This is a genomic window from Cryobacterium sp. MP_3.1, from assembly GCF_035984795.1.
GTDB classification, from domain to species: Bacteria; Actinomycetota; Actinomycetes; order Actinomycetales; family Microbacteriaceae; genus Cryobacterium; species Cryobacterium zongtaii.
In genome coordinates this window covers 57,829-72,091 of sequence record NZ_JAXCHV010000012.1, presented here as the reverse complement: position 1 = coordinate 72,091, position 14,263 = coordinate 57,829, and the positions used below count along the sequence as shown (strand labels likewise).

The 14,263-nt window shown below is 68.4% G+C and carries 16 protein-coding genes; 5 read left to right on the top strand and 11 right to left on the bottom strand.

Going from position 1 to position 14,263, the window contains the following annotated elements:
• Positions 1-45 precede the first annotated feature (45 nt).
• From RCH12_RS09965 to RCH12_RS09950, 4 genes are read left to right on the top strand one after another with little or no spacing between them, the layout of a single operon-like run.
• A complete protein-coding gene (locus RCH12_RS09965) occupies positions 46-1,353 on the top strand; it encodes a branched-chain amino acid ABC transporter permease (protein ID WP_442784574.1) in 1,308 nt (435 codons plus the stop codon).
• A gap of 12 nt (positions 1,354-1,365) precedes the next feature.
• Positions 1,366-2,346, top strand: a complete 981-nt coding sequence (locus RCH12_RS09960) for a branched-chain amino acid ABC transporter permease (protein WP_103432244.1) — start codon at positions 1,366-1,368, stop codon at positions 2,344-2,346.
• Between the two features lie 37 nt (positions 2,347-2,383).
• Complete coding sequence (locus tag RCH12_RS09955; protein ID WP_088457135.1) at positions 2,384-3,259, top strand: ABC transporter ATP-binding protein; 876 nt, start codon at positions 2,384-2,386, stop codon at positions 3,257-3,259.
• Complete coding sequence (locus RCH12_RS09950) at positions 3,246-4,016, top strand: ABC transporter ATP-binding protein (protein WP_088457136.1); 771 nt, start codon at positions 3,246-3,248, stop codon at positions 4,014-4,016. The genes RCH12_RS09955 and RCH12_RS09950 overlap by 14 nt, the downstream gene beginning before the upstream one ends.
• A 417-nt stretch (positions 4,017-4,433) precedes the next feature.
• Here the strand turns inward: RCH12_RS09950 and RCH12_RS09945 are convergent, their stop codons facing one another.
• The 4 genes from RCH12_RS09945 to groES form a co-directional block, all read right to left on the bottom strand.
• Complete coding sequence (locus tag RCH12_RS09945; protein WP_103432171.1) at positions 4,434-5,729, bottom strand: ABC transporter substrate-binding protein; 1,296 nt, start codon at positions 5,727-5,729, stop codon at positions 4,434-4,436.
• 170 nt (positions 5,730-5,899) lie between these two features.
• Complete coding sequence (gene rarD, locus RCH12_RS09940) at positions 5,900-6,625, bottom strand: EamA family transporter RarD (protein ID WP_327016760.1); 726 nt, start codon at positions 6,623-6,625, stop codon at positions 5,900-5,902.
• Positions 6,568-6,909: a hypothetical protein gene (locus tag RCH12_RS09935; protein WP_327016759.1), complete on the bottom strand. Its 342-nt coding sequence runs from the start codon at positions 6,907-6,909 to the stop codon at positions 6,568-6,570. Before RCH12_RS09935 ends, rarD begins: the two co-directional genes overlap by 58 nt.
• Positions 6,910-6,981: 72 nt before the next feature.
• On the bottom strand, positions 6,982-7,278 hold the full coding sequence (gene groES, locus RCH12_RS09930) for a co-chaperone GroES (RefSeq protein ID WP_066597535.1): 297 nt from the start codon (positions 7,276-7,278) through the stop codon (positions 6,982-6,984).
• 144 nt (positions 7,279-7,422) lie between these two features.
• Between groES and RCH12_RS09925 the strand changes: the two genes are divergently transcribed.
• Positions 7,423-8,610 carry a class I SAM-dependent methyltransferase gene (locus RCH12_RS09925; protein ID WP_327016758.1) on the top strand — a complete coding sequence of 396 codons (1,188 nt, stop codon included), beginning with the start codon at positions 7,423-7,425 and terminating at the stop codon, positions 8,608-8,610.
• Between the two features lie 28 nt (positions 8,611-8,638).
• Here the strand turns inward: RCH12_RS09925 and RCH12_RS09920 are convergent, their stop codons facing one another.
• The 7 genes from RCH12_RS09920 to tsaE form a co-directional block, all read right to left on the bottom strand.
• A complete protein-coding gene (locus RCH12_RS09920) occupies positions 8,639-9,139 on the bottom strand; it encodes a hypothetical protein (protein ID WP_327016757.1) in 501 nt (166 codons plus the stop codon).
• Positions 9,140-9,175: 36 nt separating this feature from the next.
• Positions 9,176-9,844, bottom strand: coding sequence for a DUF4190 domain-containing protein (locus tag RCH12_RS09915; protein WP_327016756.1), 669 nt, complete (start codon positions 9,842-9,844; stop codon positions 9,176-9,178).
• A 99-nt stretch (positions 9,845-9,943) separates the two neighbouring features.
• Positions 9,944-10,369, bottom strand: a complete 426-nt coding sequence (locus RCH12_RS09910; RefSeq protein ID WP_103429950.1) for a DUF4190 domain-containing protein — start codon at positions 10,367-10,369, stop codon at positions 9,944-9,946.
• Between the two features lie 165 nt (positions 10,370-10,534).
• Positions 10,535-12,163: a tRNA (adenosine(37)-N6)-threonylcarbamoyltransferase complex transferase subunit TsaD gene (gene tsaD, locus RCH12_RS09905; RefSeq protein ID WP_327016755.1), complete on the bottom strand. Its 1,629-nt coding sequence runs from the start codon at positions 12,161-12,163 to the stop codon at positions 10,535-10,537.
• Entirely contained in the window at positions 12,163-12,798 is a 636-nt protein-coding gene (gene tsaB, locus RCH12_RS09900) for a tRNA (adenosine(37)-N6)-threonylcarbamoyltransferase complex dimerization subunit type 1 TsaB (protein ID WP_327016754.1), read from the bottom strand. The genes tsaD and tsaB overlap by 1 nt, the downstream gene beginning before the upstream one ends.
• A gap of 159 nt (positions 12,799-12,957) precedes the next feature.
• Positions 12,958-13,746: a sulfite exporter TauE/SafE family protein gene (locus RCH12_RS09895; protein ID WP_327016753.1), complete on the bottom strand. Its 789-nt coding sequence runs from the start codon at positions 13,744-13,746 to the stop codon at positions 12,958-12,960.
• Positions 13,743-14,261: a tRNA (adenosine(37)-N6)-threonylcarbamoyltransferase complex ATPase subunit type 1 TsaE gene (gene tsaE, locus RCH12_RS09890; RefSeq protein WP_327016752.1), complete on the bottom strand. Its 519-nt coding sequence runs from the start codon at positions 14,259-14,261 to the stop codon at positions 13,743-13,745. Before tsaE ends, RCH12_RS09895 begins: the two co-directional genes overlap by 4 nt.
• Positions 14,262-14,263: the final 2 nt, after the last annotated feature.

Here is a 14,263-nt window from a genome sequence, read left to right as displayed (position 1 = left end):
GTGCCAGGTAAGAATACGCACCGACGGTGCCGCCATGGAGGTGCAGTGAGCAATACACACGCTGTCCGCAGATTCACGCCCAGGATGATGGTGCTGTTTTTCGGCCTACTCCTGACCGCCCTGACGTTTTCAACGTTCTCGGCGAGCGCGGCTCATGCCGACGAGATCAACACTGACCAGTACGACTATGTGCTCTCGGGGAATGTGCAATTCGGTGGCGAGCCCATCGAAGACGTGCTCATCTCCGTTGAAGGCTCCGGCTATGAGGCCGAGGTCGTCACGGATGCCGAGGGCAAGTGGCGCATCGGCGTTCCGGAGAAGGAGACCTACACGGTCACCCTCGACGAGGACACTCTCCCTAAAGGTGTGGTCGTCGCCAAGGGCGGCGCCGAAATCGAAGCCGAATTCGGCCTCACCCAGGTGAAGTCGGTGAACTTCTTCCTCGGCGAGGGCGAACGCACGACGGTCAGCTTCTTCGACCAGTTCGTGAACCGCTTCGTCAACGGCCTGAACTTCGGCCTGCTGCTGGCCTTGGCCGCGATCGGCATGTCGCTGATCTTCGGCACCACGGGCCTGAGCAACTTCGCGCACGCGGAGATGATCACCTTCGGCGCGTTGGCCACCCTCACCCTCAGCACGACGCTCGGGCTGCCGATCTGGCTGGCGATCCTGTTGGCGATCGCCCTCAGCGGTCTGTTGGGCTTCGGGCTCGACGCCACCATCTGGAAACCCCTGCGGAAGAAGGGCGTCGGGTTGATCCCGCTGATGATCGTCAGCATCGGCCTCTCGCTGGCGCTGCGGTACACCTTCCAGCTGTTCTACGGCGGCGGCACCAGCCAGCTGCCCGGCTCCGGCATGACTGACCTCAAGTTCGGCCCGATCTCGCTGTCGCCGATCGACCTCGCGAGCATGGGTATCAGCATCGTCGTGCTTCTCGCGGTCTCCTACTTCCTGCTGCGCACCCGGATCGGCAAGGCCACCAGGGCCGTCTCCGACAACCCCAGCCTCGCCTCCGCCAGCGGCATCGACGTGGATGGTGTCATCCGCATCGTCTGGATCGTCGGCGGGTCGCTCGCCGGCCTCTCCGGTGTGCTCTGGGCCTACTTCCGGCCGGGGGTCAGTTGGGACATGGGCTTCCAGATCCTGCTGCTGGTCTTCGCTGCCACCACCCTCGGCGGTCTCGGCACGGCGTTCGGCGCCCTCGTGGGATCGATCATCGTGGGCCTGTTCGTCGAGCTGTCGACGCTGTGGATTCCGTCCGACCTGAAATACGTCGGTGCACTTGTCGTTTTGATCCTGGTGCTGCTGCTTCGGCCGCAAGGCATCCTGGGTCGCAAAGAGAGAATTGGCTAGGGGCTGACGATGATCGACTGGGGAGCAATCTTTAGCAACGCGGCCGTCGAGCTGATCAGCCCGACCACCGCCGCCTACGCCCTCGCGGCGTTGGGACTGGCAATTCACTTCGGCTACACCGGCCTGCTCAACTTCGGCCAGGCCGGCTTCATGGCCCTCGGCGCCTACGGGTACGCCATCTCGACCCTGAGCTTCGGCTTCCCGGTCTGGGCGGCGGTGCTCGTCGGGATCGGCGCATCCGTGATCTTCGCGTTGGTTCTGGGTATCCCGACCCTGCGGTTGCGGGCGGACTATCTGGCCATCGTCACCATCGCGGCAGCGGAGATCGTGCGGCTGCTGTTCACGACCAACACCTTCGAACCGATCACCGGTTCGGCCAACGGGCTCAGCGGGTACAAGGGCGGATTCGCCGCCCTCAACCCGATCCCCGACGGCACCTACGGGTTCGGTCCGTTCGAGTACAACGCCTACGACTGGTGGCTGCGCATCGTGGCCTGGACCATCGTGATCCTCGCCTGCCTGTTCACCTGGCAGATCATGCGCAGCCCGTGGGGCCGCGTGATCAAGGGCATCCGCGAGGACGAAGACGCCGTTCGCGCCCTGGGCAAGAACGTCTACTTCTACAAGATGCAGTCGCTGATCCTCGGTGGCGTCTACGGCACCATCGCCGGCATGATCTTCGTGCTGCCGCGTGCCGTGGTGCCGTCGAACTACCAGACCTCGCTGACGTTCTTCGTCTACGCCATCCTGCTGCTCGGTGGAGCGGCAACCATCCTCGGTCCGGTCATCGGCTCGATGGTCTTCTGGGTGCTGCTGTCCTTCTTCTCCGGGTTCATCGCCCGGGCCGTGGAGGCCGGCTGGATCCCGTTCCTGACGAGCATCCAGGCCGGACAGCTGCGTTTCATCCTGGTGGGCGTCGCGATCATGCTCATCGTGATCTACAGACCCCAGGGCATCTTCGGAAACAAGAAGGAGCTGGCTTTTGTCAAGTAACAGTGTTCCCACCGGCAAGCCCGTCAAGACAGTTGACATGCACATCGGCGAGGCCGTCCCCGGCTGCAAGAAGAAGGACCCGATCCTCGTGGTCGACGGCGTCAGCCGCACCTTCGGCGGCCTCAAGGCGGTGGATGTCGAGCACCTCGAGATCCCCCGCGGCGCCATCACCGCCCTGATCGGGCCGAACGGGGCCGGCAAGACCACCCTGTTCAACCTGCTCACCGGGTTCGACAAGCCGGACACCGGCTCGTGGACCTTCGAGGGCACCCCCATCGGCGGCATGGCCGCGTTCAAGGTCGCCCGGATGGGTCAGGTGCGCACCTTCCAGCTCACCAAGGCCCTGGGCCTGCTGACGGTGATGGACAACATGCTGCTCGGCGCGAAGGCGCAGGTGGGCGAGAACCTGTTCCGCGCCGTCCTGCCGTTCCTCTGGCGTCAGCAGGAGGCCGACAACAAGGTCAAGGCGCTGGACCTGCTCACCCGGTTCAAGCTCGACACCAAGAAGGACGACTACGCGGCCAGCCTCTCCGGCGGGCAGCGCAAGCTCCTCGAAATGGCCCGGGCGCTGATGAGCGACCCCACCCTGGTGATGCTCGACGAGCCCATGGCCGGCGTCAACCCGGCGTTGACCCAGTCGCTGCTCGACCACATCCTCAACCTCAAGGCCGAAGGCATGAGCGTGCTCTTCGTTGAGCACGACATGCACATGGTGCGGCACATCGCCGACTGGGTGATCGTGATGGCCGAGGGCAAGGTGGTCGCCGAGGGCGACCCGCACGAGGTGATGCGCAACCAGGCCGTCATCGACGCGTACCTGGGCCAGCACCACGACGAGGACCTCGGCGAGGATCCCGACGCCGAGAAGGAACATGTCGGAGCCATTAAGGAGCTGCTCGATGACGAACTCTAGCCCGCTGATCGACGCCACCCCGGCCCCGGTGCGGAAGGCGGTCGTCGAGGTCAAGAACGTGACGGCCGGCTACGTGCCCGGCGTCAACATCCTCAACGAATGCTCGCTCACCGCCTACGACGGCGAACTGATCGGCATCATCGGCCCGAACGGGGCCGGCAAGTCGACCCTGCTCAAGTCGATCTTCGGCCTGGTCAAGGTACGCGAGGGCGAGATCCGGTTGCGCGGTGACGACATCACGAACCTCAAGGCCAACAAGCTGGTCGCCAAGGGCGTGGGCTTCGTGCCGCAGACCAACAACGTCTTCCCGACGCTGACGATCCAGGAGAACCTGGAGATGGGCATGTACCAGAAGCCCAAGGGCCTGGCCGAGCGGCTCGAGTTCGTCACCGAGATCTTCCCGGAGCTGCGCAAGCGCCTCGGCCAGCGGGCCGGGTCGCTTTCCGGCGGCGAGCGCCAGATGGTGGCGATGTCGCGGGCGCTGATGATGGGCCCGCACGTGCTGCTGCTCGACGAGCCTTCGGCCGGTTTGTCCCCGGTGCGTCAGGACGAGGCGTTCCTGCGGGTGAAGGAGATCAACAAGGCCGGTGTGACCACGATCATGGTGGAGCAGAACGCCCGCCGCTGCCTGCAGATCTGCGACCGAGGCTACGTGCTCGATCAGGGTCGGGATGCCTACACCGGCACCGGCCGCGAGCTGCTGAACGACCCCAAGGTGATCGGCCTGTACCTGGGCACCCTGGGTCAGGACGACTGACCCTCCCTGCAGCATCCGCACCACCGACTTGCCCCGTTGCGGACGAGTTGCCCCGGTCTACCGGAGCAACTGGTCCGCAGCGGGGCATTTCGCGTTTCACCGGCGGCGCCAGGAGCCGTTCTGACGCCGTTGTCCGCCTCGACGCGCAGCTCCGCGCCTCCGCCGCCGAAAGACCCGCAGCGGGCCCGTGGCGGCTGCCATCCACTGCGCCTTCGACTCCGCCGGCCTCCGCTGCCGCCGGCCTCCGCTGCGGCCGCCCACGGCTGCCGCTCCCCTGGCCGGCAGCCGGCGCCCCGTCACCCGGCGGCGACCGGCCACCGGAAACCGGGCACGCGAAAGGGCCCCGGCCGAAGCCGGGGCCCTTCTGTGCGTGTCGCGGTACGTCTGCTGTGGTGTACCGCGAGTCGGCGGTAGTGACTAGTTGATGCGGCTGTACTTGTTGTCTGCACCGAATTCGAAGATGCCGATGGTTGCGTCGGTCGGGTCGCCGTTCTCGTCGAACGTGATCGTGCCGGAGTAACCGTCGTAGTCGATCTGCTTGCCCTCGGCGAGGAGCGCGGCGCCCGACGCGAAGTCGGTGACCTTCTCGCCCTCACCGGAGCCACCGGATACCTGCTGGAGGTACTTGGCGATCGACTCACCCGACACGTCGTTGGCTGCGAACGCAGCCAGGGCGATCAGGATGACGGCGTCGTAGGATTCAGCCGCGTAGCTGAAGTCGGTCAGGGCCGGGTCGATCTCGAGCAGACGGCCGGTGAAGTCACCGAGGGTCGCGGTGTCCAGGCCGGGCAGCGTGCCCTTCGAGCCCTCGATCAGGCCGGCAGCGAAGTCCTCGCTGTAGTCGGCCAGGTTGCCGTCGACGAAGTACAGCTTGTCGCCGGGGAAGCCGCTCGCCACGAGGTCCGGGGTGATGACCTTGGCCTGGTCGAACGTGATCAGAGCGATCGCGTCGGGGTTGGCCGCGGTGACTTCGGCGATCTGAGCCGAGAAGTTGGCGTCGCCCTCGTTGAAGCTCGCGCTGGCGACGACCTCTCCGCCGGCAGCCTCGAAGGCCGTGGTGGTGAACTCGGCCAGGCCGGTTCCGTAGGCGTCATTGAGCACGATCAGGCCCAGGGTGCTGTTGCCGTCTTCGGCGATCAGGTTGCCCAGGACTTCACCCTGCAGGATGTCGGACGGAGCGGTGCGCCAGAAGAGGCCCTTGTCGTCGTAATCCGTGAAGTCGGCCGAGGTGTTGGCCGGCGAGAACTGCACGACGCCGGCGCCGGTGATCTGGTCGATGACGGTCTTGGAGACACCCGAGGACGCCGCACCGACGATCGCCGAGACATCCTGCGAGAGCAGGTCGGTCACGGAGACGGTGGCGGTATCGGTCGTGGTGTCGCCCGAGTCGCGGAGGATGGCTTCGATGTCGATGCCCAGGCCGGCAGCGTTGATCTCCTCGACGGCGAGCTGGACACCGGCTTCTTCGGGCGGGCCGAGGAAGGCGAGTCCACCACTCTGGGGGAGGATCGTGCCGACCTTCAGGTCCAGCGCGCGGTCGCCGGCGGTGATCTCAGCGACGGTGCTTTCCGCCGCGGGTGCGTCCGATGCGGCCGGCTCGGCTGCGTCGGTGCTGCATCCGGTGAGCAGAAGGGCGCTGACGCCGAAGATGGCGACGCCGGTGACGACGGCGCGGGCCGAGCGGGAGGCCGAGGCCTTCGCGAATACGCTCATGTTGCTCCTAGGGTAAGGGGAATCGAAGGTTAGAGCACGGCAAACGATCGTTGCCGTGCTGCAAAGGTATTCACCCGAACGACATCAAACAAGGCGGTCGTGTTACAGCCGTGTAACGCGACCAAATCGTTACGAACGGCCCCCTGATCAGGATGCTTGGCTCTGAGCCCTTAAATCGGGTCGATAACCGGCCGGCGCTGTGCCCGCCCCGCGCGCACCATATCGACGGTCAGCACGATCAGAGCGAGCCAGACCAACCCGAATCCGAGCCACCGTTCCGGCGGCATCGGCTCGTGCAGGATGACCACGCCGGCGATGAACTGCAGCACCGGTGCGAGGTACTGCACGAGCCCCATCGTGGTCAACGGCAGGCGCCGGGACGCGGCCGCGAAGAAGAGCAGCGGCACCGCGGTGAGCACACCGGTGCCGATCAGCGCGATGGTGTGCACCGTCGAGACGGTGCCGAAGGTGAGGCCGGAGATCACCGACACCACGACCAGTTGGATGATCGCGATCGGCGTGAGCCAGAGAGTCTCCAGGGTCAGCCCGGAGAGCGCGTCGATGTGACCGCCGACCCGTTTCTTGATCAGGCCGTAGAAGCCGAAGGAGAACGCCAGGATCAGGGAGATCCAGGGCACGGTGCCGTAGCCGACGCTGAGCACGATCACGGCGATGAAGCTGATCACCACGGCGGCCCACTGGGCCCTGCGCAGCTTCTCGTGCAGCACCAGGACGCCCAGCAGCACCGTGATGATCGGGTTGATGAAATAGCCCAGCGCCGTTTCGACGACGCGGCCGCTCAGGGTGCCGAGGATGAAGGTCTGCCAGTTGATGAAGATCAGCACCCCGGCCAGCCCCATCGTCCACACGATGCGCGGCGAGCGCAGCGCGGCCACGAGCGCAGCGCGGCCACGAGCGGCCGCCAGGCCCGGGTGGCCAGGATCAGCACGGCGCAGAACACCAGCGAGAACAGCACCCGCCAGGCCACGATCTCGAATGCTCCGGTCGGGGCGAGGAACAGGAAGTACAGCGGCAGGAATCCCCACATGCCGTAGGCGCAGATCGCGAAGATCAGGCCCGTGCTCGCGGAACTGCGGCCCGGGCTCGTCCCGCTCCGGCCGGCATCCACCGGCCCGGTCGGCGCGGCGGCGGCGGCGGGATCTGTCGAATTCTCGTGCACGTTGTCACCCCTCTGGACGCGAAAAATCCCGGACGGCCGAGGCCATCCGGGATTCAACGATATGCGGTGTGACTAGCGAACGACGACCGCGAGAACGTCGCGAGCCGACAGAACGAGGAGGTCCTCGCCACCGAACTTGACTTCGGTTCCACCGTACTTGGAGTAGATCACCTTGTCGCCGACGGCGACGTCGAGCGGGATGCGGTTGCCGTTGTCGTCAATGCGGCCGGGGCCGACGGCGACAACTTCGCCTTCCTGGGGCTTCTCTTTGGCGGTGTCCGGGATCACAAGTCCGGAAGCGGTGGTCTGTTCTGCATCCACCTGCTTGATGACGATGCGATCTTCGAGCGGCTTGATGGAGACCGACACGGTTGACCTCTTTCTTAGCTAAGACGTAGTTAGCAGACTCACAGCGAGAGTGCTAAGTCGAGTTTAGGGCGCAACTGGCACTCACGCAACGTGAGTGCCAGAGTGCTCGGGGTGCGGCCCGGTTTGGCTTGATAGGTTTGCGGGATGGAACGCGCCGAGCTCGTTGAGCTGCTCTCACCCGAAGGCCTGCGCCTGCTGGACTCCCTGCCCGTCTACGAGGCCGGTGCCGACGTCGTGCGCACGGTCAGTGCCCTGCGCAAGGCCGGGCACTCCCCCGCCCTGGTCAACGCGGTGCTCTACCAGTCCCGGCTGCGGGCGAAGGCGACCGGCAAGTTCGGCGACTTTGCCAGCCGGATGCTGTTCACCGAGGCCGGTCTGGAGCAGGCCACCCGGTTGCGGGTGGCCGCCCTGCACGCCGGCCGGTTCGTGGAGGCCGGCCTCACCCGGGTCGCCGACGTGGGCTGCGGCATCGGCGGCGACGCCATGGCGATGGCCGCGATGGAGCTGACCGTGACCGCGATCGACGTCGACGAGGTCACCGCCACGGTCGCCAGCTTCAACCTGGCCCCCTTCCCGACCTCCTCAGTGCGCTGCGCCGACGCTGCCGACATCGACCCCACCGAATTCGACGCGCTCTGGTTCGACCCGGCCCGCCGCACCGCCGGGCACGGCAACACCAGCCGGCTCACCCGGTCAGAGGACTACTCCCCCAACCTCGACGACGTCTACGCCCTGAGCACACGGATGCCCGTCGGCGTCAAGCTCGGCCCCGGCCACGACCGCGACCAGATCCCCGAGACCGCGGAGGCCCAGTGGGTATCGGTGGACGGCAAGCTGGTGGAGATGGGGCTGTGGTTCGGTGCGCTCGCGCGGCCGGGCATCCGCCGGTCGGCGCTGCTGCTGAGCAAGGACGGCGTCGCGGAGCTGACCGCACCCGCCGACAGCGAGGATGTGCCTGTCGGCGAGCTCGGCGACTACGTGTACGAACCCGACGGCGCCATCATCCGCGCCCGGCTGATCGGTGACCTCGCCAGGTCGATGGATGCGTCGATGCTCAGCGAGGGCCTGGCCTACCTGACCAGCCCGACGCTGACCCGCACCCCGTTCGCCACGGCGTTCCGGGTGCTCGAGGTGCTGCCCACCGACGAGAAGAAGCTGCGGTTGGCGCTGGCCGAACGGAAGATCGGCACCCTGGAGATCAAGAAGCGCGGCGTCGATGTGGATCCGGCAACCCTGCGCACCCGGTTGAAGCTCAAGGGCCCGGAATCGGCCACCCTGGTGGTGACCCGCGCGGCCGGGCACAAGGTGGCGCTGCTGGTGGAACGGGTCTGACCGGCGCCAGCCGGCTCGCGGGTGCCGCTCAGCCGAAGTAGGCGGGCAGCATCCGGGTGATCACGACGAACCACAGCACCGCCATCAGGATGCCCAGCAGCCCGCTGAGCAGGCCGAGCAGCCAGAGGCCGCCGGCGCGCCGCTCCACGTACCTGGCCACCAGGGCGAGCACGACCGCGGCGATGCTCAGGGGCGCCCCCCAGATCACGAAGATGCCGGCCAGCACCCCGAGCACCCCGCAGACCGCGGCAGCGACGCTCAGACCACGGCGGGCCGCATGGGTCTGGATCTCGGCGGTGGTGTACACGTAGGGCACCCACTCGGTGGGCGCGGTGATGGTGGACTCGTAGGCGAGCTCGCCGGCCACCGGCGGCCGGGTCAGGTCGGGCGAACGCCCGGCGGGTGCCCGCAGCTCTGCCGCCCTGGCCTCCGCGGCCCGCGCCTGTGCGCGCGACAACGCCGGTGTCCCGGCGGGCGGGACTGGCTGCTCCCGCTCCGCCCGGGTTTCGGGCTGCCCGGACTGCGACATGCGTGTGGACTCGATTCTCGACTACTAGCTGTGCGGTTAGTAGTTGTAATTGTTCATCGGCACAGTCGCGAACACCAGCGACCAGAGCAGAATGCTCAGCAGCGCCAGGGCGATACCCACGAAGCCTGTGATGATCCCGGTCAGCCAGAAGCCCTTGCCGTTCGGTTCCTTGTTGCGGGCGATGAAGCCCAGGACCACGCCGGCGGCCGGCAGGATGATGGCGAGGATGCCACCGAAAATCGGGAAGAACGCGACCGGGGAGCCGAGGATGCCGATGACACCGGCGATCATCGACAGGATGCTCAGGATCGGCTGCTTGGTGGCCGACGGCATCCCGGGCTGGCCGGCGTAGTAGCCGGCGGCGGGGCCGCCGGTGGGCGGCGGGGTGCCGTAACCGGAGCCCGGCGGGGTGTAGCCAGGCGGCGGCGAACCGTAGGGCGGTGGCGGGGTGCCTTCGCTCGGGGCGGGCGGGCCGTAGGCGGGCGGCGGCGTCGGCTGACCGGCCGGGCTCACTGGCGGAACCGGCGGCGCCGGCTGGGCGCCCGGCGGGGTGGGTTCGGCATCGCCGGCGGGGCCGTTCGGGCGTTTCGGCGGGTCGCCGGCCATGTTGTCTTGCGGGAAGTCGGGCACCTGCGGTACGTCGGGGACCTGCGGCACGTTGGGAACCTGGGGAACCTCGGGATGTGGTGTGTTCGGATCGGTCATGATCGTCATTCCTTTCCTGTGAACGCCTGGTCTGATCCAGGCCGCCCGGCCGCCCGATCGGGCGGCCGGGGTGGCCGGCGAGCGCGGTCCGCCGAGCCTTTAGTAGGTGGAGTACGAGCCTTCGCTGATGCCCGCCATGATGACGCCGATCATGACGATGAGGAAGATGAGGCCGCTGATCAGGCCGACGTAGCCGAGCACGAGGCCGGCGATGGCGAGGCCGCGCCCCTTTTCGCCGGTGCGCTTGATCTGGCTGAGCGCAATGTGGCCGCAGATGACGGCGGCGAGGGACACGAAGAACGCGCTGACCAGGGAGATGATCGCGAGAACGTTCCACTTGTCGCCGCCAGCCGGCTGCCCGTAGCCCTGCGGTGCGTAGGCCTGCGGGGCGGCGGGTGCGGCGCCGTAGGCCGGGGCGGCCGGGGTTGCACCGTAGGCCGGCGGCGCGGGCGGGGCGTAGGCCGGCGGCGGAGTGGGCTCGTTCGAGTCCGGCTTGTTCACGGGGGGCTGGTTCGGGTCGGTCATGGGTGACTCCTTCACGTGGTGCAGCGTAGGGAATGCAAGGGCACTGGGTGCGATGGGTGCCATAGTGGCACCCGCGCCGTGGGGGTGTCAACGTGCTGGCTCTGCGCAAAACCCCCACCATGACAGTATCGCGTCCGCGCGAGAAACTCTTGGTGAGATGCGGTTTCAGGCCTGGATGAGGCCCACCGGGAGGGTAGAGTCCGCCCCGAAATCGAGGCTGGAGGGTGCGTGCCCGGCCATGATCAGCTGCGCGCCGAGCGCCGCGATCATGGCGCCATTGTCGGTGCAGAGCGACAGAGGCGGGATGCGCAGCGCGATACCGGCCGCATCCGTGCGTTCCTGGGCCACCTGGCGCAACCGCGCATTGGCGATCACGCCGCCGCCGAGCAGCAGCCTGGGCACCCCGAGGTCGGTGCAGGCCGCGACGGCCTTGGTGAGCAGCACGTCGACCACGGCCTCGCGGAAGCTCGCCGCGACGTCGTTGATCGGCACGGTTTCGCCGGCGTCACGCTTCTGTTCCACCCACCGGGCCACCGAGGTCTTCAGGCCGGAGAAGGAGAAGTCGTAACGGTGCTTGGCGACATCCTTCTGGTGACTGAGGCCGCGCGGGAAGCGGATGGCGGTGGGGTCGCCGGTGGCCGCGACCCTGTCGATCTGCGGCCCGCCGGGGTAGGGCAGGCCGAGTACCCTGGCGACCTTGTCGAAGGCCTCGCCGGCGGCGTCGTCGATGGTCTCGCCGAGCAGCTCCACGTCGGAGACCAGGTCGCGCACCAGCAGCAGCGAGGTGTGCCCGCCGGAGACCAGCAGGGCGATGGTGGGGTACTCCAGCGGCGCATCCGTGTCGACGCCCTCGCCGCGCAGGAGGTCGGCGCCCACGTGGCCGACGAGGTGGTTGACGGCGTAGATCGGCACGTCCAGCGCCACCGCGAGCGACTTGGCGGCGCCGACACCGACCATGAGTGCACCGGCGAGGCCGGGTCCGCTGGTGACGGCGATGGCGTCGATCTCGTCGAGCCGGATGCCGGCTTCGGCGACGGCCGCGTGGATGGCGGGCACCATCTCTTCGAGGTGGGCGCGAGCTGCAACCTCCGGCACGACGCCGCCGTAGCGGGCGTGCTCGTCCATCGACGAGGCGATGGTGTTGGAGAGCAGGGTGGTGCCGCGCACAATGCCGATGCCGGTTTCGTCGCAGGAGGTTTCGATGCCCAGCACCAGCGGGTTGGTGCGGTTGAGCGGGCGGTCCGGGGAGGCGGCGGGGGCCGGGTCGGCGACGGGGGCAGCCGGGTCGGCGACGGGCGGCGCGACGGCGGCAGCCGTGAACTGCATCTCGGCGGGCGGAATGGGCAGGCGCATCACGATCGCATCCACGTTGTCTGGTTGGTAGTAGCCCCGGCGAACGCCGAGGTCTTCGAAGCCGAGCGAGCGGTACAGGTGCTGGGCGCCGGGGTTGTCGGCGCGCACCTCGAGGAAGGTTTCGCGGGCGCCGCGCTTGCGGGCCTCGGTGATCAGGCTGAGCATGAGCACCCGGCCGAGCCCGCGGCCGCGGGCCTCTTCGGCCACGGCGATGGTCTGGATGTCGCTCTCCGGCGAGCGCAACGCCGCCTGCAGTCCGGCGTACGCGACGATGTGCTCCGGCGAGTCCGGCGGGAAGGCGACGAGGTAGTAGCAGCCGGGGTCGGCGACATCCCGGGCCATCATCTCGGTGGACCAGGCGTCGTTTTCGAAGATGTGCGTCTCCAGGGCCATGATCGCCTCGACGTCGGCGGGCTGGGCGCGGCGTAGTTGCCAGGTCATCAGCTCACCCGCTTGGGACCGTTTTTGGACACCGTCACATCGGGTGAGCGCAGGTAGAGCGCCTCGTCGGCGGCAAACGGGCGGCCGGCCGCGAAGGCGAGTTCGGCGACCATCCCGAGGTCGCCGGCCGAGATGGTGGCGGCGTCGAGGCGGGGCAGGCCGGCGTGCACGAAGTCGGCCTCGAGCAGCTCGGCCGGTTTGGCCAGGGCCGGAGAGCCGATACGCACCGGGAGGTGCTCGGCATCCGCCCCGCTGTACGCGGACCAGTAGACCTCGCGGCGCCGGGCGTCGGTGACCACGAGCAGCGGGCCGGTGTGGCCGGTGCGGTAGTGGCCGTAGGCGATGGCGTCGTGGCTGACCACGGGAACCAGAGGGCGTCCGATGCCCAGCGCGAAGACCCGGGCGGCGGCGATGCCGACGCGGAGGCCGGTGAACGGTCCGGGGCCCATGCCGCCGACGACGCCGGAGAGCGCCGAGACGGGGATGGCGGCCTCGGTGAGGCACTCCTGGATGAGGCGGCCGACCACCTCGGCGTGCCGCATGGTGTCGGGGACGCCGCGTTCGGCGATCACGCCCTGGGTCAGGTCGACGACGGCGACGCTGGTGCCGGCGGAGGTATCGATGGCGAGGAGCACCCGTCCAGCCTATGCGGCCCGGGCGCCTCCACCCGCCGGGTGCCTCGCCGGCTCCCTCACCGGCAACTGTTGCCGAAGCGGACATCTGCGTCCGGCACACCGGGCGCATTTGTCCGCACGGGCAACAGTGGGGTGCGGCAGACGCGAGTCGGGTGGGCGTCAGGCGCGCTTGGTGCGCAGAGCCTTCACCGTCAGCTGCCCGGCGGCGAGAATCAGCAGCACGGCGAACAGGATGCTCGACAGGCGCGGCGGGATCAGCACGGCCAGGGCCACCCCGGGCACCGCCGCGACGGTGGCAGCGGCGCCGACCACGAGGCCGGCGGGCAGGTCGACGAGCCCGGCGCGCAGGTTGGCGACGGTGCCGACGATGCTCGTGGGCACCAACACCAGCAACGAGGTGCCCTTGGCGATGAGGTCGCTCACGCCGAACACCGCCACGAGGGCCGGCACCGCGATCACTCCCCCGCCGATGCCGAACAGGCCGGATGCGATGCCCATCGTCAGCCCCAGAGCGAGGTAGCCCAGCACTACGATCCAGTTCAGCTCGAGGGCTGCTCCGCGTTCCGGCTCCACCACAAGCATGCGCGCGGCCACCACGATGAGCAGCGCGATGAAGAGCCAGCGCAGCCAGAACAGCGGGATGCGCTGCAGCAGGTTGCTGCCGATCAGGGCGCCGACCACGGCGCCGGCGGCGATGATCGCGCCGGCGATCAGGTCGATGTGGCCGTTGGCCAGGTAGGTGAGCGACCCCACGATGGAGGTGGGCACGATCGCGGCCAGCGACGTAGTGGCTGCCCGGCGCTGGTCCATGCGCACCAGCGAGATGAGCAGGGGCACCATCACGATGCCGCCGCCGACACCGAACAGTCCGGAGAGCAGTCCGCCGATGACGCCGGTGAGGACGAGGGCGCTCCAGTACCACGCGCCGGTGGGCCGGGCGGCGGTCACTTGTGCACCGGCGCATCCGGGTCGAGGCCGAGGCCGTCCTGCCAGCGCGGTCCGTGGCCGGTCACCGTGACAGTGCGCGGTTCGGGCAGGTCCAGGGCGAGGGCATCGTCGGCGTCCGGGTCGGCCTGCGAGGCGCCGAGCGGACGCTCGATCTCCACGTCCAGCCACGATTCGGTGATCCCCTCGAGCAGGCCGCGGCCCCACTCCACCACCACGATCGAGCGGGCGAAGTCGATGTCGAGGTCGTCGAGCTCCATCGCGCTGCTCAATCTGTAGGCATCCACGTGCACCAGCGGCGGCCCGCCGATCGTGCTCGGATGCGTGCGGGCGAGCACGAAGGTGGGGCTGGTGACCGCGCCGCGCACGCGCAAGCCCTCGCCGAGGCCGCGGGTGAAGGTGGTCTTACCGGCGCCGAGTGGGCCGGTGAGCACCATCAGGTCGCCGGCGCGCAACAGCCCGGCCATTTCCAGGCCGAGGGCGTGCATGGTTTCGGGGTCGGTGATGGTGCGGCGCATCG

Excerpts from the sequence above, each read along its gene's own strand:
- RCH12_RS09955 (WP_088457135.1), top strand. The coding sequence starts at position 2,384 with ATGCACATCGGCGAGGCCGTCCCCGGCTGCAAGAAGAAGGACCCGATC.
- RCH12_RS09950 (WP_088457136.1), top strand. The coding sequence starts at position 3,246 with ATGACGAACTCTAGCCCGCTGATCGACGCCACCCCGGCCCCGGTGCGG.
- RCH12_RS09945 (WP_103432171.1), bottom strand. The coding sequence starts at position 5,729 with ATGAGCGTATTCGCGAAGGCCTCGGCCTCCCGCTCGGCCCGCGCCGTC.
- RCH12_RS09925 (WP_327016758.1), top strand. The coding sequence starts at position 7,423 with ATGGAACGCGCCGAGCTCGTTGAGCTGCTCTCACCCGAAGGCCTGCGC.
- RCH12_RS09920 (WP_327016757.1), bottom strand. The coding sequence starts at position 9,139 with ATGTCGCAGTCCGGGCAGCCCGAAACCCGGGCGGAGCGGGAGCAGCCA.
- RCH12_RS09915 (WP_327016756.1), bottom strand. The coding sequence starts at position 9,844 with ATGACCGATCCGAACACACCACATCCCGAGGTTCCCCAGGTTCCCAAC.
- RCH12_RS09910 (WP_103429950.1), bottom strand. The coding sequence starts at position 10,369 with ATGACCGACCCGAACCAGCCCCCCGTGAACAAGCCGGACTCGAACGAG.
- tsaD (WP_327016755.1), bottom strand. The coding sequence starts at position 12,163 with ATGACCTGGCAACTACGCCGCGCCCAGCCCGCCGACGTCGAGGCGATC.
- tsaE (WP_327016752.1), bottom strand. The coding sequence starts at position 14,261 with ATGCGCCGCACCATCACCGACCCCGAAACCATGCACGCCCTCGGCCTG.